The 23,340-nt window shown below is 36.5% G+C and carries 18 protein-coding genes; 8 read left to right on the top strand and 10 right to left on the bottom strand.

All coding sequences use genetic code 11. The features are described 5' to 3' along the window. Positions 1-27: 27 nt before the first annotated feature. Positions 28-1,782 (bottom strand): aspartate--tRNA ligase, encoded by a 1,755-nt coding sequence (gene aspS, locus WHC90_RS07555; RefSeq protein ID WP_188597869.1) that lies wholly within the window; start codon positions 1,780-1,782, stop codon positions 28-30. Positions 1,783-1,883: 101 nt separating this feature from the next. Between aspS and WHC90_RS07550 the strand changes: the two genes are divergently transcribed. The 3 genes from WHC90_RS07550 to WHC90_RS07540 all read left to right on the top strand — a co-directional run bounded on the left by WHC90_RS07550 (position 1,884) and on the right by WHC90_RS07540 (position 4,950). Then, the gene (locus WHC90_RS07550; protein WP_188597868.1) at positions 1,884-2,243 is read left to right on the top strand and encodes a cupin domain-containing protein; all 360 of its coding nucleotides are present in this window, start codon (positions 1,884-1,886) and stop codon (positions 2,241-2,243) included. Positions 2,244-2,272: 29 nt separating this feature from the next. Beyond that, positions 2,273-2,944, top strand: a complete 672-nt coding sequence (gene rsmI, locus WHC90_RS07545) for a 16S rRNA (cytidine(1402)-2'-O)-methyltransferase (RefSeq protein ID WP_188597867.1) — start codon at positions 2,273-2,275, stop codon at positions 2,942-2,944. A 293-nt stretch (positions 2,945-3,237) separates the two neighbouring features. Beyond that, positions 3,238-4,950 (top strand): M28 family peptidase, encoded by a 1,713-nt coding sequence (locus WHC90_RS07540; protein WP_188597866.1) that lies wholly within the window; start codon positions 3,238-3,240, stop codon positions 4,948-4,950. A 62-nt stretch (positions 4,951-5,012) separates the two neighbouring features. Here WHC90_RS07540 and WHC90_RS07535 read toward each other — a convergent pair whose 3' ends face one another. The 3 genes from WHC90_RS07535 to WHC90_RS07525 form a co-directional block, all read right to left on the bottom strand. Next, complete coding sequence (locus WHC90_RS07535) at positions 5,013-5,522, bottom strand: hypothetical protein (protein WP_188597865.1); 510 nt, start codon at positions 5,520-5,522, stop codon at positions 5,013-5,015. Positions 5,523-5,701: 179 nt separating this feature from the next. Then, complete coding sequence (locus tag WHC90_RS07530) at positions 5,702-7,252, bottom strand: M20/M25/M40 family metallo-hydrolase (RefSeq protein ID WP_188597864.1); 1,551 nt, start codon at positions 7,250-7,252, stop codon at positions 5,702-5,704. Between the two features lie 68 nt (positions 7,253-7,320). Continuing rightward, positions 7,321-7,911, bottom strand: a complete 591-nt coding sequence (locus WHC90_RS07525; RefSeq protein WP_188597863.1) for a carboxymuconolactone decarboxylase family protein — start codon at positions 7,909-7,911, stop codon at positions 7,321-7,323. Between the two features lie 66 nt (positions 7,912-7,977). Between WHC90_RS07525 and WHC90_RS07520 the strand changes: the two genes are divergently transcribed. After that, the gene (locus WHC90_RS07520; RefSeq protein WP_188597862.1) at positions 7,978-8,406 is read left to right on the top strand and encodes an OsmC family protein; all 429 of its coding nucleotides are present in this window, start codon (positions 7,978-7,980) and stop codon (positions 8,404-8,406) included. 23 nt (positions 8,407-8,429) lie between these two features. Further along, positions 8,430-10,127 (top strand): single-stranded-DNA-specific exonuclease RecJ, encoded by a 1,698-nt coding sequence (gene recJ / locus WHC90_RS07515; protein ID WP_188597861.1) that lies wholly within the window; start codon positions 8,430-8,432, stop codon positions 10,125-10,127. A gap of 9 nt (positions 10,128-10,136) precedes the next feature. Here the strand turns inward: recJ and WHC90_RS07510 are convergent, their stop codons facing one another. From WHC90_RS07510 to WHC90_RS07500, 3 genes are all read right to left on the bottom strand, one after another. Next, entirely contained in the window at positions 10,137-10,850 is a 714-nt protein-coding gene (locus tag WHC90_RS07510) for a LytR/AlgR family response regulator transcription factor (RefSeq protein ID WP_188597860.1), read from the bottom strand. Between the two features lie 10 nt (positions 10,851-10,860). Beyond that, complete coding sequence (locus WHC90_RS07505; protein ID WP_188597859.1) at positions 10,861-11,181, bottom strand: Hpt domain-containing protein; 321 nt, start codon at positions 11,179-11,181, stop codon at positions 10,861-10,863. A 65-nt stretch (positions 11,182-11,246) separates the two neighbouring features. After that, positions 11,247-12,302: an endonuclease/exonuclease/phosphatase family protein gene (locus WHC90_RS07500; RefSeq protein WP_188597858.1), complete on the bottom strand. Its 1,056-nt coding sequence runs from the start codon at positions 12,300-12,302 to the stop codon at positions 11,247-11,249. A 121-nt stretch (positions 12,303-12,423) separates the two neighbouring features. Between WHC90_RS07500 and WHC90_RS07495 the strand changes: the two genes are divergently transcribed. Together WHC90_RS07495 and WHC90_RS07490 are read left to right on the top strand one after the other, a co-directional pair. Beyond that, the gene (locus tag WHC90_RS07495) at positions 12,424-15,180 is read left to right on the top strand and encodes a carboxypeptidase regulatory-like domain-containing protein (protein ID WP_188597857.1); all 2,757 of its coding nucleotides are present in this window, start codon (positions 12,424-12,426) and stop codon (positions 15,178-15,180) included. An 18-nt stretch (positions 15,181-15,198) separates the two neighbouring features. Then, positions 15,199-16,629: a DUF5689 domain-containing protein gene (locus WHC90_RS07490; protein ID WP_188597856.1), complete on the top strand. Its 1,431-nt coding sequence runs from the start codon at positions 15,199-15,201 to the stop codon at positions 16,627-16,629. A 37-nt stretch (positions 16,630-16,666) separates the two neighbouring features. Here WHC90_RS07490 and WHC90_RS07485 read toward each other — a convergent pair whose 3' ends face one another. Then, positions 16,667-17,116: a nucleoside deaminase gene (locus tag WHC90_RS07485; protein ID WP_188597855.1), complete on the bottom strand. Its 450-nt coding sequence runs from the start codon at positions 17,114-17,116 to the stop codon at positions 16,667-16,669. A 63-nt stretch (positions 17,117-17,179) separates the two neighbouring features. On the opposite strand from WHC90_RS07485, the gene dxs reads away from it, so the two are divergent. Next, entirely contained in the window at positions 17,180-18,955 is a 1,776-nt protein-coding gene (gene dxs / locus WHC90_RS07480; RefSeq protein WP_188597854.1) for a 1-deoxy-D-xylulose-5-phosphate synthase, read from the top strand. 50 nt (positions 18,956-19,005) lie between these two features. Here the strand turns inward: dxs and WHC90_RS07475 are convergent, their stop codons facing one another. Both WHC90_RS07475 and WHC90_RS07470 read right to left on the bottom strand, forming a co-directional pair. Next, entirely contained in the window at positions 19,006-21,759 is a 2,754-nt protein-coding gene (locus WHC90_RS07475; protein WP_188597853.1) for a T9SS type A sorting domain-containing protein, read from the bottom strand. A gap of 54 nt (positions 21,760-21,813) precedes the next feature. Continuing rightward, positions 21,814-23,151, bottom strand: coding sequence for a deoxyguanosinetriphosphate triphosphohydrolase (locus tag WHC90_RS07470; protein ID WP_188598585.1), 1,338 nt, complete (start codon positions 23,149-23,151; stop codon positions 21,814-21,816). Positions 23,152-23,340: the final 189 nt, after the last annotated feature.

Here is a 23,340-nt window from a genome sequence, read left to right as displayed (position 1 = left end):
AAATCCCGCAATTGCGGGATTTGATTTTTATGCTTTCATATCTAATTTGATATTCAATTCTTTTAATTGATCATCATCTATAAAGGATGGAGCATCAATCATAACATCTCTACCTGCATTGTTCTTAGGAAAGGCAATAAAATCTCTAATGGTTTCTTGACCACCTAGAATAGCAACCAATCTATCCAATCCAAAAGCCAATCCTCCATGTGGAGGTGCTCCGTATTCAAAAGCATCCATTAAAAAGCCAAATTGAGCCTTGGCATCTTCTTCAGAAAAACCAAGATGCTTTAACATGGTTGCTTGCATTTTTTTATCGTGAATTCTAATAGAACCTCCACCAATTTCATTTCCGTTTAAAACCAAATCATAGGCATTGGCTTTCACTGCTCCAGGGTCTGTATCTAACAATTCTAATTGTCCAGGTTTTGGAGAGGTAAACGGGTGGTGCATGGCGTGATAATGACCAGTTTCTTCATCCAACTCTAATAATGGAAAATCAATAACCCATAAAGGTGCAAATACTTTTGGATCTCTTAAGCCAAGACGCTCTGCCAGCTCCATACGTAGGGCAGACAATTGAGCTCTAACTTTAGAGGTATCACCTGATAAAATACAGATTAAATCACCAGGTTTTGCTCCTGTCGCTGCTGCCCATTTTGCCAAGTCTTCTTGGTCGTAAAACTTATCTACTGATGATTTGTAAGATCCATCTTCGTTTACACGGCAATAGACCATCCCCAAAGCACCTACTTGAGGTCTTCTTACCCAATCAATAAGTTTGTCAATTTCTTTTCTGGTGTATGAGTTCCCTCCTGGAACGGCAATTCCTACCACCAATTCAGCATCGTTAAATACCTTAAATTCTTTGTGTTGTGCAATTGCATTTAACTCACCAAACTCCATCCCAAAACGAATATCTGGTTTGTCGTTTCCATACAAACGCATGGCATCATCATACAGCATTCTAGGAAATTCTGCTACCTCAACACCGTTAATTTCTTTTAGCAAATGACGGGTTAAGCCTTCAAAAATATTTAAAATATCTTCTTGCTCTACAAAGGCCATTTCACAGTCAATCTGTGTAAATTCTGGCTGTCTGTCTGCACGTAAATCTTCATCTCTAAAACACTTTACAATCTGAAAGTATTTATCCATACCGCCAACCATTAACAACTGTTTAAAGGTTTGTGGCGATTGTGGCAACGCATAAAACTGTCCTTCATTCATTCGAGAAGGAACCACAAAATCTCTTGCGCCTTCTGGCGTAGACTTAATTAAATACGGAGTTTCTACCTCTATAAACTCTTGATCAGATAAGTATTTTCTAACTTCCATAGAAACCTTATGACGAAAGATCAAACTGTTTTTTACTGGATTTCTACGGATGTCTAAATAGCGATACTTCATTCTGATATCCTCGCCACCATCTGTGGTATCCTCTATAGTAAAAGGCGGAGTTACTGCTTCATTTAGTATCGTTAATTTAGAAACCAACACTTCAACATCTCCAGTTTTCATTTTAGGATTTTTAGAACTTCTTTCAATTACAGTTCCTGTAACTTGAATTACAAACTCTCTTCCTAAAGTTTTTGCTTTTTCTATAATCTCTTTTGGCGTACGATCTTCATCAAAAATCAATTGAGTAATCCCATAACGGTCACGTAAATCTACCCAAATCATAAATCCTTTATCACGCGATTTTTGTACCCAACCAGCTAAGGTTACTTCTGTATTGATGTGCGATGCTCTTAACTCACCACAAGAATGACTTCTATACATGTTGTTTCTTTAAATATCCTGCAAAATTAAACAATTTAAGCAGAATAACTACTTTTTCTGATTCGAGAATACTCCGATAAAATCTTTGTAAGTTTGTATTTATGAGTGTAATTAATATTCAAGAAAAACTAAAGCTGTTTTCTGAGCATTGGTCTCCTAAAAAAGTAGGAGAGCTCAACGGACAACAAATTTTATTAGCAAAACTAAAAGGTGAGTTTGTTTTTCACAAACACGATGATGAAGATGAGTTGTTTATGGTGATCAAAGGCTCTCTGGATATTGTTTTGCGAGACAAAACGATTCAATTAAACGAAGGTGAATTTTATATAGTACCGAAAGGAGTTGAGCATAAACCCATAGCCAAAGAAGAGGTTCATATATTGTTGTTTGAGCCTTTAAATATTAAGCATACAGGTAATGTGATTGCTGATATTACCCTAGAAACATATGAATCTATTTAACTTCTTGATACACAACTGAAAATTAAAAAATGAGTAAACTATATTTAGTTCCAACCCCAATAGGCAATCTAGAAGATATGACTTTTAGAGCCATCCGTGTTTTAAAGGAAGTTGATTTTATTTTGGCTGAGGACACTAGGACTAGCGGAAAACTATTAAAGCACTTTGAGATTGCTACACCCATGTACAGTCATCATATGCACAATGAGCACAAAGCCATTGAAGGGGTGCTAAATCGATTAAAAAATGGTGAAACCTGCGCTTTGATTTCTGATGCGGGTACACCAGCCATTTCTGATCCTGGTTTTTTGCTAACCAGAGCCTGTGTAGAAAATAAGATAGAAGTAGATTGCTTGCCAGGAGCCACTGCCTTTGTACCAGCCTTGGTCAACTCTGGATTGCCCAATGATAAATTTGTTTTTGAAGGGTTTTTACCTGTAAAAAAAGGAAGACAAACGCGCTTGTTAGTATTGGCAGAAGAAACAAGAACCATGATTTTTTATGAATCACCACACAAATTGGTAAAAACCTTAGGACATTTTGTAGCATATTTTGGAGCAGATAGACAGGTTTCTGTTTCTAGAGAATTGACTAAGATGTTTGAAGAAACCGTTAGAGGAACTGCAACCGAAGTGTTGGCGCATTATACCAACAAAGCTCCGAAAGGAGAAATTGTTGTTGTGGTTGAGGGAAAGAAATAACATAATTTAGAATTAATGTCATTTCGAAATGAGCTTTTTAGCGATTGAGAAATCTGTAAATTATTAGTTTCAGCTTATCTATTTTATGAAATTCCACCTCAATTGCTTCGCTAGATACTTTCAATCAATATATTTCAGTAGTGTTCGGAATGACAATTAATAGTATTTAATGCTTTACAAAGAACCCTTGGTTTGAAAAGGAGGTATTGCCTTACTTTAAAAAGACCGTTGCCAGCATTATTTCTTAAATTTTTGTACTATTACACTTTAAAATAATAATCAAACCACAGATCATGTTTAAAAAAGCACTTTTTTTTACCCTTGTAGCGGCTATAACATTCGCCTCTTGTAGCAAACAATTAAAAACCTCAGAATACTCAGCAGAAATTAACCGAGAATTTACGGGAGATTTGGCTTATGAAACCACTTCATTTGTAGAAAAATATTGGCGTGTGGTTGGAAACACTGGTTTTGATAAAAGCGTTTATTTTATCGCAGAGCACTTAGAAAAAGCCGGTTATGTGCTAGAAGAAAATGCTACCGATACAGATGTGCTAACCTATCGAATAGAAAAAAGACCTCTTAAAAGACCTACTTGGGAGTCTGTAGATGCCAAAGTAATGATACTTGGTGACGATAAACCCTTATTACAACACAGCAGTAATAGAAATATGATTGCCATGTATTCTTACAGCACACCTAAAGAAGGAGTTACAGCAGAGGTTGTTTATATTAAAGATCTTAAAAAACTTGCAAGTACCAATGTGAAAGGGAAAATCGTTTTTGCAGAAACGAGCCCAGGGCGTATTTATAGAACTGCTGTTCAGAATGGTGGTGCAGTTGGTGTCATGACCTATAACAATCCAGGGTATTTACAGCCAGAAAAAAACACCACCTCTATTCAGTTTAGATCTATCTCATTAGATACTGTAAATAAGGCTTGGGGTATTGCCATGTCTTATGCCGCAAAAGAGCGATTAAAATCAAAATTGAGTCAAGGAAAAGTTACGCTTACTGTAAATGTTGCTACCAAAATTTACAATTCTGAAGAGTTGACCATAGTTGCCGATATAAAAGGGCAAGAAAACCCAAAAGAGCGTTTGGTTTTTAGTTCTCACATTCAAGAACCAGGAGCCAATGATAATGCAACAGGTGTGGGGGTAGCTTTAGAGATGGCAAGCTTAACAGCAAAATTTATTCAAGAAGGCAAACTTGCTCCAAAGAGAACACTTAGCTTTTTATGGGGAGATGAAATTGTATCAACAGGAAGATATGTAAAAGAAGACAGCATTAGAGCCAAAGATATTAAGTGGGGTATTTCTTTAGACATGGTTGGAGAGGATACAGAAAAAACAGGAGGTACTTTTTTAATTGAAAAAATGCCAGACCCAAGTGCAATTTGGACACGTGGAAATGACAAGCATACAGAATGGGGTGGTAGTAAAATGAAGTTAGATCAGATGAAGCCTCATTATTTAAATGACTTTCTTATCAACAGATTTAAAGCTCAAGGAAAACTTGCCAATTGGGTAGTTGCTACCAATCCTTATGAAGGTGGTAGTGATCACGTACCGTTTTTAAGAGGGAACATTCCAAGTGTGTTATTTTGGCATTTTACAGATCAATTTTACCATACAGACAATGATCGTATAGACAAGGTTTCTCAAACCACACTTAAAAATGTAGGAACCACGGCATTGATAGCAGCATATACCTTGATAAATTCTGACAAAGGAACTGCTCAAGAGATCATCAAAGAAATTACGACAGCCGCAACAGAGCGTTTGCAAGAAGAATTAAAACAAGGAAAATTAGCCATGCAAAAAGGCGAAACCTTAGATCTGCAAATTACCATTATCAATACTTGGAAAGATTGGTATGTAAGTGCCATTAACAGTACTTCTGATATGGTATCAGATTCAAGTGTACTTAGTGCAGTACAGACTGCCGCAGTTGATCAACTACAAAAAACAGCAGAAGAAATGATTCGTGCTTTAAAGGAATAAAGTAAGCACTATATTAAATTGTATAAAAAAACCTCACTAGTTGGTGAGGTTTTTTTATCATGTTATTTTACAAGTGTTATCAATCTTGTTGGATTGGTATTTTGATCTTGAACTTTCCAACGAGATTGCCCGTTTTCCCAAAACTCCAATAAGCTAACGGGTGAATTCTTGTAAACTCGATACCTTGCTTCTAGGGTGTCATTATTTGCATTATTCCATTCTATAATGGTTGTGTTTTTAGGTTGCTGATTGGTAACCGTAGGATTTAAAAAAACACGCAATCTATACTTGTAAGAGTCATTTGCTTGCTTAACTCGATACTTATAAAATCCATTAGGATTATCTGACCCTGTATTTGCTGCTGTTTTAACACCGTCTATCAAATAATAAACACGTAAGGTCGTCAAATCAATTGCATTGGGGTTGCTTGAATCTAATAAATCTTCATTATTGGCATTTACTACAGCAAATGAAACAACGTTATCCATGTTTATTGCACTGAACTCTTCTTCTTGGTTTTTTGTACAACTTGCTAAAACAATTGCAAGGCATACATAAAGTAGTTTTTTCATAATTCTCATTTTTTGTTTCACTAAAGGCTAAGGTATTTTTTTTTTTTTGAAAAACAAGGTTTAAGATGTTTATAGTCAAAACTTTAAGAAAATTATTTAAAGAGTAGATAAAAAGAAATCTTTATAAAAGCAAAAAACCTCACCAGTTGGTGAGGTTTTTATTTTCTATAAAAATAAGATTAGTCTAAACCACCTTTTCTTTGTGGAGAACGTGGTGTTGGCCATACTCCAGGTTTCCCTGTTCTTGGGCTAACCGGTAATTGAATTTTTACCTTAGAAGCTCTTTCTGGATCTTCAGAAGCCATATAAGCTAAGATCGCAGTTAAGATTACATTGTTTTGTACATCATCAAAAACAACCTTATCATAGGTGTCTCTGTTTGTGTGCCATGTATAGTTCCAGTAAGACCAGTTTAATGCACTTAAGTTAAAAGTAGGAACTCCTGCTGCTAAGAAAGAAGCATTGTCAGATCCACCTCCACTTGGGCTACCAGGGAAAGAAGTTTTGATGTGTTTTCTTACGTCTCTAGGAACTGGAGCTAACCAGCTGTTTAAGTAGTCATAAGAATGTAAAAATCCAGAACCAGTAATAGAAACAACTCTACCAGTACCGTTATCTTGGTTAAATGCAGCTTGAATGTTTTTAACGATTTCAGGATTGTCCTCAACAAAGGCTCTTGATCCGTTTAATCCCTGCTCTTCTGATCCCCAGTGACCTACGATAATAGTTCTTTTTGGGTTAGGATACATTTTTTTAAGAACACGCATAGTTTCTAACATCACCAAAGTTCCGGTTCCGTTATCTGTTGCACCAGTTCCACCATCCCAAGAATCTAAATGTGCAGAAAGCAATACATACTCATCTGGTTTTTCAGTTCCTTTGATTTCACCTATCGTGTTAAAAACTGGAACTTTTCCTAATTCTTTAGATTGTGCATTTACATGAATTTCTGGTTTTGAACCGCTTTTTGCCAAACGGTATAACATTCCGTAGTCTTCTAATTCTAAATCAATAGTAGGAATCTTTTTTAAGCTAGAGCTAAAGATTTTTTGAACTCCAAATCCGTTAGACCAACGAGACTCAATCATACCAACAGCTCCTGCATTTTCAATTGCTGTTTTAAAATCACGAGAGTTGTATCCTGTTCTACCAATGTTTTTTCTAAACTCGCTAGCAATTGCAGAACGCTCTTTTCTCATTTTTTCAAATGATTCTGGCGTAGCAAATTCTTGCCAGTTGTAGTCTGGTCTTCCAGTTGGTTGGTACTCAGAACCTAATACAAATTTCCCTTTGATGGTTTTTAACCATTTTTCAAAATCTGCTTTTGAATTAAAAGTAGGCATCATTACTACCTCTCCTTTTACTCCACCTTTCTTTGTACTAGCACTCCAAGCTAATTGAGTTCCTTTTAAAGATTGTACTCTTGGAGAAAGCATGTCAATATGGGTAATTCCACGTTCCCATCCACGCCATTCACCCCATTTTTGGTTTCTGGCTTCGATACCCCAACTTTTATACATTTTAATTACCCAATCATTGGCTTTTTGCATGTTTGGAGTTCCTACCAAACGAGGACCAACAACATCAAACAATTCATGTGCTAAGTTTTTTAGCTGTGAATTGTTGGTTTCTTCTTTGATAATGTTTTCGATAACCGCGTCTCTGTTTTGCGCGACCAGTGCACTACTTGTTAGAACAAATAATACGAAGATTCTAAATAAGTTTTTCATTGTAATTAGTTAATAATTGTTTGTAAATTATTTTAAGTTTTTAAAACTTGTTTCCAAATATAGCAAATTTATTGATGTTTTCCTTTTTCCCATCCGTGTTTGCCCAAATACTGCTCTCCACTTTCAACAGCACCGTCTTCTATAGAGGTTCCCATAGAATCATTCCATCGATTTAAGTAACCAAATAAAGAAATTACACCAAGCATTTCTACGATTTCTCCCTCATCCCAATACTTGTACAACTCAGTCTTAATGGTATCGTCAACGGCATTTGGCACCATAGAGGCCGCAAGTGAAAAATCTAAGGCTGCACGTTCTGCATCAGAAAAAGCTGCATGGGTTTTATACTCCCAAATATTGTCTAATTGCTCTTGTTCTGCACCATAGCGCTCTGCTGCTCTAATGGCATGTGCTTGGCAATATCTACATCCAGTAGCATTACTTGAAACCCAAGCGATCATTCTTTTTAAAGCAGAGCTAACCCTGCCATCATTGGCCATTACAGCCTTATTTAAATTGATAAAAGCTTTTGAAATTGCAGGTCTTCTTTGCATGGTTAAAACAGAATTTGGACAAAATCCTAAAGTTTCGTTAAAAAATTCTGCCAACTCTTGAGTTTCTATATCGTGCTCTGCTGATAATGGGCTTACTAATGGCATAATGTAGTTTTTTATGTTAAATTTGTGTATTAATTAGCACACAAGAAACAAAAAAAAATCAAGATTATGACGACAAATACCATTACAACTGTTTGGAAAGAAAAAATGCAATTTGAATCAGACAATCCAAGCGGTCATAAATTAACACTCTATGATGCTTCTGCAGATAATGGTGATTTACAAGGCTATGGACCCAAAGCTCTGATGTTGTCGTCATTAGCTGGTTGTACTGGGCTTGATGTAGTTTCATTGTTAACAAAGATGAGAGCTGAGGTAGAAGATTTTAAAATGGTGGTGACTGGCGAGCTTACAGATGAGCATCCAAAGTTTTATCACAAAGTACATTTGGTATATCAATTTTATGGGTCAGACCTACAAGAAGACAAAATAAAAAAAGCCGTTAACTTATCTGTAGAACGCTATTGTGGTGTGATGGAGATGTTTCGTCAATTTGCAGAAGTAACGACAGAAATACAGATGCATGAAAATGAATAAATAGAATTATAAAAAAAACTGCTATGCGTTGGACCTTAAAATTGCTCCCTGAAAAAGAAAAAATTACCAGCTTAGCGAATGAATTATCAATTAGCCCAATTCTAGCACAGCTACTCATCCAAAGAGGTATTGAAAGCTATGACGAGGCAAAAAAATTCTTTCGCCCAACTTTAAAAGACATTCATGATCCCTTTTTAATGAAAGACATGGATGTGGCTGTACAACGCATCGAAAAGGCCATTGCACAAGAAGAAAATATTTTAATTTATGGCGATTATGATGTAGATGGCACCACGGCAGTTTCTTTAGTCTCATCCTATCTTAAAAGCTATTACCCACAGATTGCTACCTATATTCCTGATCGTTATCAAGAGGGGTACGGAATTTCATATCAAGGGATTGATTTTGCAGAAGACAATAATTTTTCACTAATCATTGCTTTAGATTGTGGAATCAAAGCTATAGATAAGGTTGCCTATGCCAGTAAAAAAGGAATAGACTTTATTATTTGTGATCACCACAAGCCAGGGCCAGAAATTCCAAAAGCGGTCGCTGTTTTAAATCCAAAAAGAGAGGACTGTACCTATCCGTTTGATGAGTTATGTGGTTGCGGGGTTGGCTTTAAATTAGTTCAGGCCTTAGGAGCTAGACGTCAGCAAAGCATTGAAGAACTTATTCCGTATTTAGATTTGGTAGCCATTGCCATTGCTGCTGACATTGTTCCGATGAATGGAGAAAATCGAGTGCTGGCTTCTTTGGGATTGAAGGTTTTAAATGAGCAACCCCGAACAGGAGTAAAGGCGCTAATACAAAATTTTAAAAAAAAGACCTTATCGATTACTGATGTGGTTTTTGTCATTGCCCCAAGAATCAATGCAGCAGGACGGATCAAACACGGTAATTACGCTGTAGAATTATTAACAGAGATGGATCTAGAAACGGCAGAGGTTTTGGCTGCTGCCATTGAAAAAAACAATACGGAACGCAAAGAGCTGGATCAAAAAATCACCCAAGAAGCACTTGCTCAACTTGTAGAAAACAAAGAAGAAGACAACTATACCTCTGTAGTGTATCAAGAAGATTGGCACAAAGGGGTAATCGGGATTGTCGCTTCTCGATTGATTGAAAAGTATTATAGACCAACCTTAGTCTTTACAAAAAGCGGAGATTATTTAGCCGCCTCAGCAAGATCAGTCAGTGGCTTTGATGTATATGAAGCCTTGGACAAATGTTCTCAATGGATAGAACAATTTGGTGGACACAAGTACGCTGCTGGTCTTACCTTACTTCCTGAGAATTACCAAGCTTTTAAGAAGGCATTTGAAACAGTAGTAAAAGAAACAATCACAGAAAAATCCCGCAGCCCAGAAATCCGTATTGATGCGGCATTAGACCTCTGTGATATTAGCCCAAAATTATACCGAATTATAGATCAGATGGCTCCATTTGGACCAATGAATCACAAGCCTGTTTTTTGTACAACCAGTGTTCGAGACAATGGTTATGGCAAACAGGTTGGAGCTGATAAAAGCCATTTAAAGCTCAATTTGATAGACGGATCAGACCCTAAAACCTACAACGCAATTGGCTTTGGTTTGGGGTCTAAAGTGTCATTGATTGAAAATTCTTTTGATATTGCTTATACCTTAGAACCCAATGAATGGAACGGTGTAACCTCTATACAATTGGTTTTAAAAGATCTTAAAAAGGAAGAAATTTAAAGAGGTGGATTATAATAAATTTAATCGCTTCATTAACTCAGACTTATTAGAACGACTTACCGGGATCACGTCTTTTTTAATAAGAACGCTATTGTCTTCAATATCAATTATTTTTTTAATATTTATCACAAAAGAACGATGCACTTTTAAAAACAATTGATCCGGTAATTTTTCTTCAATTTTTTTTAAAGTAGAGTGGACAGTATAGTTTTTGTCTTCTGTTTTGATGAGTATATAATCACCCTTTGCTTCAATTAGGTAGATGCTAGGAATATCTATTTTTATTAACCTCCTATCAATATTGACATATAAATCATGAACGGATGAAGCTTCTGTATTTTCTGAAGACGTAATTATCGTTTCTTGATTTAGAATTTTAGAATTTGCTTTTTGAACAGCTTTCAGAAAACGCTCTGCTGTTACGGGCTTTACTAAATAATCTACAATGCAGTCATATTCAAAAGCTTGAATGGCAAAGTTAGGGTCTGAGGTTGTTAAGATTATTTTTGGTAAACTTTTTAGAGTTTCAATAAAATCGAAGCCTGTAAAACCAGGCATATGTATGTCTAGAAAAATAAGATCGACAGGGTTTTGATTTAAATATTTAATAGCCTCAATCGCATTCGAAAATTCTGCTACCATATTTAGACTAGGTTCTTTTGAGCATAACTGTCCCATAATAGCCCTTGCCGTTGTTTCATCATCAATTATAATACAATCCATAAGCCTATTTTCAATTTGTATTTTCTAGATAATTAGTTATGAGATCTAAAATAGATTCAAATTCATCTTGAAGACTCGTATCTCCTTTTAATAAATTATTTTCGAATTCTACTGAAGTCTCAGAGCCCTTTAAAAGGCCTAAAATACTAATTTTATGTTTTAGTTTATGAACATTCGATGCTGCTAAATTGTAATTATTGTTACAAATATTGTCCAAATATTCTTTTCTCTCAATTGGAAACTCATGTTTAATTATATTTAGGAGCTTTTGTTCAAAATCAGTATCACCATCAGACAGATTCTTTATGTACAATAAATTAGGTGCTTCCATTTAATTTTTTTTGCGTGTAATATACAATGATGTACATTGTTTTAATTTCTCAAGGTAACAATATTTTATCTCTTTTTTTCTCTTATTAAGAAAACATATACCGGATAGTGATCACTATAGCCTCCAGTGTACCCACCATTAGAAAAACTCCGAAAAGGATAGCCTTTGTATTTGCCCTTTTGGCTTGTTAAAAAAGACTTGTTAAAAATAGTAGCTCTGTATAAAAAATAGTTTTTATGATCTTCTTTTTGCTGCGCGATTAAAGAAGCAGACAGAATAATTTGATCAAATAAATTAATTTGATCTCGATATCCCAAGGTGCTGTATCCTTTTTTAAAAAGTGCTTCGTAGGGGTTATAAAGAGCTTCATCAGCCAGGTTATTTTTTGAGGCTTGTGTATTTAAGACAGATTTAAAACTACTGTTAATAGGATCGTCGTTAAAATCACCCATGACAATAATTTTAGCCTCGGGCTCTTGCTCTTGTATGGGGCTTATGATGGTTTTGGTTAGATAGGCTGCTTTTTCACGCAGGTACCTGCTTTTGGCTTCTCCACCTCTTCTCGATGGCCAATGATTTACAACAAAATGCATTAATTCATCGTCTAAATACCCTGTTACCAGCAATTGATCTCTGGTATAAACTCGTTTGTTTTGATCAAAGAGCAACAGCGTAAAAGGCTTGTGATCAATGGGGTTAAAATGTTTTTTTTGATACAAGAAAGCCACATCAATCCCACGCGAATCTGGAGAATCATAATGGATGCTTTCATAGCCATACCTCTGTAAATAGTTACTCTGAATAAGGTCTGTTAAAACTTCTTGGTTTTCAACCTCTGCAAGTCCAATACAGCTGGGTGCAGTATTGGCTTTATCGGCCCCAATTTGAGCAATCACACTGGCTAGTTTGTTTATTTTGTCCCAGTATACTTTTGATTTATTTGCCTTTAAAGATAAGATAGGACTAGACTCATCATAGGTGTTGGGATCATTAATGGTATCAAATAAATTTTCTAAATTGTAGAAGGCCACAGTTCTAATACTGTAGTCTTTAGATCTGTCTTGGGCAGTTCCTTGAACAACAAGGAAGAGCCAGCAACTTGCTAGCAAAATCTTTTTCATAATAAATAGCTTTTCTTACAAATTTACAAAATATCATCGAAGTTTCAACAGTCGTTTTTAGGTAACTACCTGATAGTCATTCATATATTTTTTATATCTTTAAAACAAAAATTGCTATTTTATGAAAAGAAACATCGCAACGATGTTCTTTGCTGCGCTTTGCCTTACGCAAATTTCAGCTCAGAACATCGTTAGAGGCATTGTGGTTGACAATCAAACCAGCAAGCCCCTCCAAGGGGTAATGGTTAGCCTCCAGAATCAAACAACCAAAACAGACCCAAAAGGAGTCTTTATACTCCAAGAACTACCAACAGGAAATCAAGTACTGTATCTTCAGTACGATGGCTACCAAGCTCAGCAGTTTTCACTTCTTTTTACTGGATCGCCCATAGATCTTGGTACATTGAGACTGCAAAAAAAAATGGAAGAACAAACAAACTCAAACATCATTAGTTTGACTGATGATGAATTGGATGAAGATATTGGTTCTGCAGACAATATTGTGGGCTTATTACAGGCGTCCAAAGACCTTTTTTTACGGACAGCGGCTTTTGAGTTTAGCTCTTCTTTTTTTAGAATACGTGGGCTCGATTCAGAATATGGAACCGTTTTAATAAACGGGGTCCCCATGAACAAGGTTTCGCACGGAAGACCCGAGTGGAGCAATTGGGGAGGCCTAAATGAGGTTTTGAGAAATCAAGAGTTTTCTGCTGGCTTAAGTGCTTCAAATTCGGGTTTTGGCGGTTTTTTAGGCAGTACACAAATTAATGTTAGAGCCTCAGCACTAAGACCAGGAGGTGCTGTCTCTTATGCTTTGTCTAATAGAAGTTATGTACATAGAACAATGGCCACCTATGTTACAGGGCTTATTAAAAAGGGTTGGGCGTTTGCCTTTTCTGCTAGTAAGCGAATTGCAAAAGAAGGCTATTCAGATGGTACCATGTATGATGCCAATGCTGTTTTTATAGGTATAGAAAAACAAATCAATCCAAAACACAGCATCAATATAACAGGCATTTTTACACCTGTAAAAAGAGGAAAATCATCTCCAAATACAGAGGAGGTTTTTAATCTAAAAGGATTAAAATACAACGCCTACTGGGGGTTTCAAAAAGGGAAAATCAGAAATTCTCGTATCAAAGAAATTGCAGAACCCATTGTGATGCTTAATCATTATTGGAATTTATCGAGCAGCAGTACTTTACAAACAAATCTTAGCTATCAATTTGGAAAACAAACCAATAGTCGAATTGATTTTTCAGGGAGCCAGATAGAAGGTTCCTATCTTGTTAGTTTAGGAGGTTCAAATCCAGACCCAAGCTATTATCAAAAATTGCCAAGCTATGCTTTAAGACAAGGGCTCCCCAATGTTTATGACATTGAAAAAACATTTATAAAAGATGGTCAATTGGATTGGAGTCGACTGTATCTTGCCAATGCGAAGCCACAAAATAAAGGTCTTGCAGCCTATCTGTTGTATGATGATCGCAGCGATACCAATCAATGGACTTATAATAGCATCTATGAACTCGCATTAAATCCAAAAAGTAGCGTACAAGCAAACGTATTGTACACAAAAAGTACATCAGCGTATTATGCAAAGGTGCTTGATCTATTTGGAGCTACTGGTTTTTTAGATGTTGATTCATACGCAGCATACCCACTTCAGCAAAACAACCTTTTGGAACCTAACAGAATCGTAAGCGAAGGAGATGATTTTAAATATAAGTATCAGTTAAATACAAGCATATTAAGTGCTTTTGCCCAGTTTAAATACCATACTTTAAAAACAGATTTTTTTGCCACAAGTCAGTTTGGTCAAACCCAATATCAGCGAATAGGGCAGTATCAAAACGCTAAATTTCCAGACAGTTCTTTTGGTCCATCAAAGATCTCAAGTTTTAGTAGTTATGGTTTTAAGTTTGGAGCCTTACACAAACTTACTGGGAGACATCTTTTACAACTGAATTTTGGACATATGGGCAGAGCTCCAAAGCTAAATACGGTGTTTACAAATCCGAGGGTTCATCAAGAACTTGTGCCCAATCTTAGTTTAGAGACTATTACAAGTGCTGATCTGAGTTATAAGCTTAGGAATCCTAGAATTCAGGCTAGTATTACAGGTTTTTTTACTGCCATCAGAAATGCAACCGAAGTCTCCTTTTATTATGCCGATGGGATTTCTGGCTCTGGTCGTGGAGATGCTGCCTTTGTACAAGAACAGCTTACGGAAATTGATAAAAACCATAGCGGATTAGAGTTTGCTTTAGAAACACAATTAACATCCTCTTTAAGTCTTAAAGCTGTTGCCAGTCTTGCGCAATATATTTACAACAACAATCCAACACTGAGCTTGAAATCAGAAGATGCTGCGTTTGAGTTTAGCTCACGACCCGCTTTTTTAAAAAACTACCGATTGGCCTCAGGGCCTCAGCAAGCCTATTCTCTCGGATTTTCTTATAATGACCCAGCTTATTGGTGGATAGGAGCAACAGTCAATTATTTTGATAAGATTTTTATTGATGTTGCTCCGCTAACTCGAACGAATAATTTTGCAAATGATTCTGGGATACCTTTTAATGATTATGATCCAGAACTGGCTAAAATACTTCTAAACCAAGAGCAATTTGACCCATATCTAACTGTCAACTTAATTGGTGGAGCCTCATGGAAGTTAAAAAACAAGTACCTAAGCCTTTTTGTTTCTGTAAACAATCTTTTTAATACGATTTACAAAACAGGTGGTTTTGAACAGTCAAGATCGGCAAACTTTAGAAGTCTTCGCGATGACAAAGCACTCGATATACCTGTATTTGGTGCCAAATATTGGTATGGGAGAGGAGCCTCTTATTTTATCAATCTCAATTTTCGATTTTAATTTTAAACACATATTGCTATGAAAACATATATCCAATTTTTACGAACTTTTCTTATTTTAAACTTGATTTTATCTTGTTCACCATTTCATAAATTTGACCTTCCTGATTTGCTCATAGAAGAACCCAATATTGAGGCAAATACCAATATTAGTATGATAAAAAATGCCTTGAATCAGGCTTATGCATCTAATCAAGATCTTTTGTATACTTTTCCCATTTACGAGAGTCCACTTTATGCAGAAGCTTATGTGGTATCAACAGATGCAACAGGAAATTTTTATAAAAAATTAATTGTTCAAGACAAGGCTGCAAATCCAGAGGCAGGAATTGCTATTTTATTAAATGACCCATCGCTAAATGAGTTGTTTGAAATTGGGCGTAAGCTCTATATAAAACTAGACGGTCTATCTGTTTCTTATGATGATGGAGAAACCAGTCCAGATCCATCAAATTCATCTCCAGGTATTTATACCTTGGGTTTTGTAGAGCGATCAGACTTAGTAGCTATTCCGTCTAGCCTTATCAAAGAGCATTTGATTAAATCTACAGAGTGGCAGTCTTTAGAACCACAAATAGTAGATGTAAAAGCCATTACAGAAGCACAGCTCAACACCTTTGTTCGTTTTGAACAGCAACAATTTGAAAAAAATCAATTAGAAAAAAGTTTTGCAGGAGAGATCAATGATGAGTTTGATGGTTTTCGACTCCTTAGGGATTGTAAAACGGGTACCAATATCCGTCTGAAAACCAGTACGTTTGCAAGTTTTAAATCTGTGATGTTACCACAAGGAAGAGGTTCTGTTGATGGTATTTTAAGCAAGGATTATACAGGTAAATTTTTGGTGATGATACTCAACAGTCCAGAGGCACTTTCTTTTACTGATGCTGATCGTTGTGACCCTAATTATTTAGCTTGTGAAAAAGCAGAGGTAAATCGATCTACTATTTTACTGTACCAAGATTTTGAAAACATCAGCAATAATGAAAGCTTGTTAGCTGCTGGTTGGAGCAATATAAACAGCAATAAAGCCAGTACTGTTTTTAAGCCAAAAACCACTAATGGCAATCGATTTATGGAGCTGTCTGCTTATGATTCTGGAGAAAACCCTTTAGAGGTTTGGCTAATTTCACCACCAGTTTCTTTAGCAGCCAATAACCAAGCACTGCTAAGTTTTGAAACCAATACTGGCTATGATAACGGGACAGCCTTACGAGTTTTTGTGTCTACAGATTTTACTGGAGATCCAGCCAAGGCGCAATGGACTCCCTTAGATGCTTTCTTATCAGAAGGACCAAGCGCTGGATACAGTGCCAAATTTACCAAGTCTGGAGAAATTTCTTTGTCCTGTTTAACAGGAGATTTTTACCTTGGGTTTCAATATTTAGGTGCAGACGGCATTGTAAGCACCACCGTTCAAATTGATAAAGTTAAAATAATAGACAAATAAAAAGCTTGCTAAAAGTGTGTCTTTAGAGGCACACTTTTTAATTTAAATTGCGCTTTTCAATAAAAAAACGCTTTAATAAGGTGGCGCATTCTTCGGCTAAAATGCCTTTAACCACTTTGGTTTTAGGGTGTAGTTTGGTTTGTAGTTTTACAAAACCGCGTTCTGGCTCTGAAGCACCATAGACAAGTTTTCCAATTTGAGTCCAATAACTAGCTCCTGCGCACATCTGACAAGGTTCTAAGGTTACGTACAGGGTGCAGTCTTTTAGATATTTTCCACCTAAAAAATCAGCAGCGGCAGTAAATGCTTGCATTTCTGCATGGGCAGTTACATCATTTAATGTTTCTGTTAAGTTGTGTGCTCTGGCAATTATCTGATCTTTAAAAGTGATAATAGCACCCACAGGAACCTCTCCCTGGTCAAAAGCCAATTGAGCTTCTTGCAAGGCCTTGTTCATAAAATATGCGTCATCAAAGGCTTGGATCATTTTTTCAAAATATTTTCAATATTACGAAAAGCAAATCATTTATAAAACTCGTACTTTTGTTTTATGTCAAAAAGCTTATTAGAACATATAAATTGTCCAGAAGACTTGCGTAAGTTAAAGCCTTCAGAATTGCCCATTTTGGCAAAAGAACTTCGGAGGTTTATTATTGATATCGTAGCGACAAAAGAAGGGCATTTAGGAGCAAGTCTTGGCGTTGTAGAACTGACCATTGCTTTGCATTATCTGTTTAAAACCCCAGAAGATTTGTTGGTCTGGGATGTGGGGCATCAGGCCTACGGACATAAAATTTTAACGCAAAGAAAAGACTTGTTTCACACCAATCGTCAGTTGGGTGGGCTCTCTGGTTTTCCAAAACGCAGCGAGAGCGAGTATGACACTTTTGGCGTAGGGCATTCTTCAACTTCGATTTCTGCAGCCTTAGGAATGGCCTTGGCTTCTCAACTTAAAGGTGATCAGCAAAAGCAACATATTGCTGTTATTGGCGATGCATCTATTGCTAGCGGAATGGCCTTTGAGGCATTAAACCATGCAGGAGTTACAGATGCCAATCTATTGGTTATTTTAAATGACAATGCCATCGGAATAGACCCATCAGTTGGGGCTCTAAAAGCTTATCTAACCAAGGTAAAAGGAGATAAAAAATTAGCAGCACAAAACAACATCATCAAAGCCTTAAATTTTAATTATTCTGGCCCAATTGATGGACATAATTTTGATGAATTACTCACAGAATTAGAACGGTTAAAATCAGTAAAAGGACCTAAGTTTTTACACGTAATTACTACCAAAGGCAAGGGTTTAAAACAAGCCGAAGAAAATCAAGTACAGTATCATGCTCCAGGCAAGTTTGACAAGGTTTCTGGCGATGTACTTTCTGTAAACACAGATCATTTGCCACTTAAATATCAAGATGTGTTTGGAAAAACACTGGTAAGCTTGGCGAAAGAGAATAAAAAAATTGTAGGAATCACTCCTGCCATGTTAACGGGGAGTTCTTTAAAATTGCTTTTTGAAACCTATCCAGACAGAGCCTTTGATGTGGGAATCGCAGAACAGCATGCTGTTACTTTGGCGGCTGGTATGGCTACCCAAGGATTGATTCCTTTTTGTACCATTTACTCTACTTTTTTACAACGCGCCTATGATCAGGTTATCCACGATGTTGCCTTGCAAGATTTGCCTGTTGTTTTTTGTATTGATCGCGCAGGTTTGGTTGGAGAAGACGGGGCAACACATCATGGGGTTTTTGATATTGCTTATCTGCGATGCATTCCTAATTTAATTGTGTGTGCGCCAAGAAATGAATTAGAATTGCGCAACCTCATGTATACAGCTCAATTAGGGCTCAAGCATCCCATAGCGATTCGATATCCAAGAGGTAGAGGTGTTTTAAGTGCTTGGGAGCAAGATTTTGAGCCGATTGCCATAGGTACAGGTGTTCAGCTAGAAAAAGGAACTAAAGTGGCTGTTTTGTCGCTAGGAGCCATTGCTGTGAATTGTACAAAGGCCATCGAACAACTAAAGCCGAATCATTTAGTAGGGCATTATGATCTGCGATTTGTAAAGCCTTTAGATGAAAATTTATTGCATGATATTTTTAAAGATTATACGCATATTATCACGGTAGAAGATGGCGCTGTTAAGGGTGGTTTTGGGACAGCAATACTCGAGTTTGCTAACCAACATGCTTATGCAAATACTATTAAAATTTTGGGAGTTCCTGATCGTTTTATCAATCACGGCACTGTGCAACAACTGCAAGAGCAGGTTGGAATTTCTGCTGATGAAATCTTAAAAAGCATTCAAAAATTCTTATAAAAAAAAGCGATTCGTTATGAATCGCTTTTTTATCAAGATAAAAATCCTATTTATTTGATGATTAACTTTCCTGATGATTTTTTGTTATTTTCATCAAGTAGGTTTACAATATATACACCAGAACTCAACTGAACAGAAATGGCCTGTCTGCTGTTTTGATTAAAGTCTACCTTTTTTGTATATACTTGTTTTCCTGCCATATCAAAGATGTTCATGGTTGCTTTTCCTAAGGTATTTTTAGCAAAAAGGGTAAAATTACCATCAGAAACTGTAGGATATAGGGTAAACACTTTGGTGTCTGCAAGTACATCATCTACAGAGGCAGCAGGAGCACTAAATTGTCCCGTAAACATTCCGCGACCATAGGTGGTTGCTAGGACTGTATTGTCTGCTGTTCGCAAATCAAAAGAGGTTACTTTTACATTAGACATCCCATTATAAGCATGTGACCAACTTGGTGAAGCATCTTTAAAATTACCTGTTCTCCAAACACCTAGTTGGGTACCAATAATAACTTCATTGTTGTTAAGTGGATTCATAATAATTGCTTTTACCGGAATGTCAGGGAAATTACCTTCTTTTTCTTGCCAAGTGATACCTCCATCATCTGTATACCAAATATTTTTAGCTTCGTAATTGTGAAAGGTAACTAGAATTTCATTTTCATTGGCTCCAAAAGCAATATCAGAAATACTACCCACAAAAGAGGCGCCTGTTATATTTGTCCAACTAGGACTAATAGCATTGGCATTTTTTACACGGAGTAGTTTACCCGTATCGGTTCCAACAAATAAGGTAGTAGAAGTTGTGGTAAATGGAGATACTTTTAGAGCGGTACTGTTACCATCTAAGAGTGCGTTTCCAATATTCTTTTTTACCAAATTTTGACCATTTTTAATGCCGGTATAACGGATAATACTATCATATACTTTAGTACCAGCATCATTGGTTTTTGATCCATTAGAGTATAAAATATCTAAATTATCATCCAACTCTTGTACGTTGATAAAGCTTCCTGTTGTTTGGTCATTTTCTAAGGTAGTTCCTGCACCTGTATATGGTAAATTTAAACGAGCTTTTACATTGTAAACATAAGACACTATGATATATTCTCCATCCTTGTCTATAAATGAATAGGCTCCATCTCCTCCGTATACTCTTGTAGATGAATTGATCCCTGCTGTGGCACCATTTAAAAATTGGGTACCGTTGTCTTGAGCTCCAGCAACTAACAACTCATTGGCCGCAGATTGCCCTATTTCTCCATGATAAAACTGGGTAATATTATAACCACTATTTTTAGCTTCAATAGCAGTGGTTGTGCTTTCTGCACCAGATAAAGAACTTGCGTAATAAACACCTCCATCATTTCCAATCAAAGCTATGTTTGGATTGGTTGGATGGAAAGCCCAGCTGTGTTGATCGGCATGAACCGTTGGTACATTTAGCGCAGCAAGATTGTTGTTGTTAGACCATTTTGAGATCTGCTTCCAATTGGCTCCTAAATCGGTACTTCTAAACAAATCAATCCCTCCAACATATACTTTATTATCATCTACTGGATCTACTTCTAATACTAAATCATACCAATATTGTCCCCTGGTAAAATCAGCAGCAGTGATGTCTGTATCAGCATCACTAGGTTGTCCCATTAAGGTAACAGAACTAAAGCTATTGGTGGTGTAAAAACCTTGTACTTTATTGGCAGAGTTTGGTGTGGTTGCTAAAACGTACAGTTTGTCTTTATTGGTTTTAGAAGTTGCAATTAGAGTTCTTCTAGCATTTGGAACAGCATAAGCCAAGCTAAAACTTGTACCATCTGTAGACTTTAAAATACTTCCACCACCATGACCATAGGCGTTTCTTTCTGTTCCTATCCATAAGGTGTTGTCTGCTCCTGTTTCAAAATCATTGGGCTCATAAATACTTGTTTCTCCTGGAATTGCAGGCAGCGTAATTTTTGAAAAACTAGTACCGCCATTGATAGATTTGTACAAACCTGTTGGCTCATAGCCAATCCATGCATTACCTTCTCCATAATAAGCTCCCGCAACCCCGATAAACACTTCTGTTTGGTTAGAACCAGGATTGTTCCAAGCGATAATATCATTAATATAGAAAAAACGACTCTCTTTTGTGCCAGAGGTTATGCTAGGTGCAAACACGTGTGTCCAAGTACTTCCTCCATCGATAGACTTCCACACACCGTTTCCTACGGCATCATCTCCTGTTTGAGACTCTCCAGTACCCACATACATAATTTGACTATTGTTAGGATCAACTGTCATACAGCTTACAGAAAGATTTTCATCAATCCCCACTCGTGTCCAAGTAGCATTAGCTGCAGTAATATCATTAGTTACCCACAAACCACCACTAACTCCTCCTGCAAACACACGTTTGTGGTTGGCGTCGTTCGGATCAAACAGTATTACACGAGTACGACCACCTACATTGTTAGGTCCTCTTTCTACCCATGCATTCCCTTGATCACCAGGGACTTTTAGGCTAGGTCTACTTTTTTGTAAAGCGGCTTGAACCTCTATATAGTTTAAAGGATATGTTTTTCCAGTACTTGGGCTCATCTCTAACAAATATTCTTGTTCAAAATATTTGTTCGGAGGGATTGCGTTTGCTTTTCTTTCTTTTTTAGTTAAAGCAAGTGTTTTATTGTAAGGGTGATTTTTTAAGAATTCTGCATGTTTTTTACGCAAAATTTCTATTTCAGATTCATTGTTGCTTAGGGTAAAAATAGCTCCTGCTGCAACAATAACAAGGATGGCCAATAGTAATTTTTTTTTCATGTGTGTCTATTTTAAATTCTAGAACTGCTCAAATATAGCAATAATCTTAGCCGATTATATACTGTTTCCTTCAATTTTTTTATACAAACGGATAGCGTAACTGTCTGACATTCTTGATACATAGCTACAAACCATTAGTATGCGGTTATAATTATTCTCTACGGGAGTTTGGTATTCTTTTGGAAGCATTTGCAAGATCAAACGGTCGTAATTAGAGGCTTTTCCTTCATGTTTGTTGTAGACGGCGCTTAAAAAAACATCGAGTAGTTTTCCTAAAACACGATAGCCCGCAATCTCTTTTTCTACCACTTCTTTACTCTTGTAAATTTTATCGATGCTTAGATTGATAATGTCATTAATCTGTGCTTCGTAAGCGCATTTATCAAGCAATGATTTATCAAAATCACCCTGCATTATTTGTGTTTCGTTGGCTAAAAATAGATCAACAGCTTCATTAATTAAGACACCTATTGCCAATGCACGCAAATAACTTACCCGATCTGTTTTGTGCTGTAAAGAATGGTATTTTTTAATGTCGATGGTGTTTTTTACCAATTTTATTAAGTATTCTAAAGCAAATTCTTCATCAATTAAGCCTAAGTTAATCCCATCTTCAAAGTCAATAATGGTATAACAAATGTCATCTGCAGCCTCTACCAAATAGGCTAAAGGATGTCTGTAATACGATAGGTCTGTGGTTGATTTTTGTTTAAGCCCTAAATCATTTGCCAAATCAAGAAAGGCATCTTTTTCTGACTGAAAAACTCCGTATTTTTTATCTGCAATGTGTGAAGTCGGTTTTTTAGGTAACGATTCTTTAGGGTATTTAATAAAAGTCCCTAAGGTTGCATACGATAATCGAATGCCTCCTAAAACACCTTCTCTGCTTTCTGTTAAAATTTTAAAGCCATTGGCATTTCCTTCAAAATCTATAAGATCTTGGTATTCTTTTGCGGTTAACTGATCTTTAAAGCGTTGACCTTGGCCAGAAGCAAAATATTCTCCGATGGCTTTTTCTCCAGAATGTCCAAATGGTGGGTTTCCGATATCATGTGCAACGGATGCAGCTGCTACTATAGCGCCAAAATCATTAAAGGTATATCCTAGGTCAGCTAAGTGAGGGTGTCGCTCTAAGAGCACTTTTCCTACGCGCCTCCCTAAGGTTCTTCCTACAACTGATACTTCTAAACTGTGGGTAAGTCTTGTGTGTACAAAATCAGTTTCAGAAAGAGGAATCACCTGTGTTTTGTCTTGCAGGCTTCTAAAAGCAGATGAAAATATAATTCGGTCAAAATCAACTTCAAAACCCAATCGAGTTTCATCTTGTTTCGCTCTGTGGCGTTTTTCTGTATCTCCAAAACGTTTTAACGAAAGGAGTTGTTCCCATTGCATCATATAAATTTTTGTTTTGCCGAACGGCAAATTATTTACCGATGACTCTAGGTAGTAAATTTACAAAATTGATTTTTGGCTGCAGCTAAAAGTTAAAAAAAAAGAGAAGCCTCTCGGCTTCTCTTTATCGAACAACTTTTAATTTAATTTAGTTGTGTACTGCCTGAGCGGTACACGAGGTTTGGGTTT

The sequence above is a fragment of the Polaribacter pacificus genome, from assembly GCF_038024035.1.
GTDB classification, from domain to species: Bacteria; Bacteroidota; Bacteroidia; order Flavobacteriales; family Flavobacteriaceae; genus Polaribacter; species Polaribacter pacificus.
Note: the sequence above shows the minus strand (reverse complement) of the source record. Positions and strands in the feature narration are given on the sequence as shown.

Excerpts from the sequence above, each read along its gene's own strand:
- aspS (WP_188597869.1), bottom strand. The coding sequence starts at position 1,782 with ATGTATAGAAGTCATTCTTGTGGTGAGTTAAGAGCATCGCACATCAAT.
- WHC90_RS07550 (WP_188597868.1), top strand. The coding sequence starts at position 1,884 with ATGAGTGTAATTAATATTCAAGAAAAACTAAAGCTGTTTTCTGAGCAT.
- rsmI (WP_188597867.1), top strand. The coding sequence starts at position 2,273 with ATGAGTAAACTATATTTAGTTCCAACCCCAATAGGCAATCTAGAAGAT.
- WHC90_RS07540 (WP_188597866.1), top strand. The coding sequence starts at position 3,238 with ATGTTTAAAAAAGCACTTTTTTTTACCCTTGTAGCGGCTATAACATTC.
- WHC90_RS07535 (WP_188597865.1), bottom strand. The coding sequence starts at position 5,522 with ATGAAAAAACTACTTTATGTATGCCTTGCAATTGTTTTAGCAAGTTGT.
- WHC90_RS07530 (WP_188597864.1), bottom strand. The coding sequence starts at position 7,252 with ATGAAAAACTTATTTAGAATCTTCGTATTATTTGTTCTAACAAGTAGT.
- WHC90_RS07525 (WP_188597863.1), bottom strand. The coding sequence starts at position 7,911 with ATGCCATTAGTAAGCCCATTATCAGCAGAGCACGATATAGAAACTCAA.
- WHC90_RS07520 (WP_188597862.1), top strand. The coding sequence starts at position 7,978 with ATGACGACAAATACCATTACAACTGTTTGGAAAGAAAAAATGCAATTT.
- recJ (WP_188597861.1), top strand. The coding sequence starts at position 8,430 with ATGCGTTGGACCTTAAAATTGCTCCCTGAAAAAGAAAAAATTACCAGC.
- WHC90_RS07510 (WP_188597860.1), bottom strand. The coding sequence starts at position 10,850 with ATGGATTGTATTATAATTGATGATGAAACAACGGCAAGGGCTATTATG.
- WHC90_RS07505 (WP_188597859.1), bottom strand. The coding sequence starts at position 11,181 with ATGGAAGCACCTAATTTATTGTACATAAAGAATCTGTCTGATGGTGAT.
- WHC90_RS07500 (WP_188597858.1), bottom strand. The coding sequence starts at position 12,302 with ATGAAAAAGATTTTGCTAGCAAGTTGCTGGCTCTTCCTTGTTGTTCAA.
- WHC90_RS07495 (WP_188597857.1), top strand. The coding sequence starts at position 12,424 with ATGAAAAGAAACATCGCAACGATGTTCTTTGCTGCGCTTTGCCTTACG.
- WHC90_RS07490 (WP_188597856.1), top strand. The coding sequence starts at position 15,199 with ATGAAAACATATATCCAATTTTTACGAACTTTTCTTATTTTAAACTTG.
- WHC90_RS07485 (WP_188597855.1), bottom strand. The coding sequence starts at position 17,116 with ATGATCCAAGCCTTTGATGACGCATATTTTATGAACAAGGCCTTGCAA.
- dxs (WP_188597854.1), top strand. The coding sequence starts at position 17,180 with ATGTCAAAAAGCTTATTAGAACATATAAATTGTCCAGAAGACTTGCGT.
- WHC90_RS07475 (WP_188597853.1), bottom strand. The coding sequence starts at position 21,759 with ATGAAAAAAAAATTACTATTGGCCATCCTTGTTATTGTTGCAGCAGGA.
- WHC90_RS07470 (WP_188598585.1), bottom strand. The coding sequence starts at position 23,151 with ATGCAATGGGAACAACTCCTTTCGTTAAAACGTTTTGGAGATACAGAA.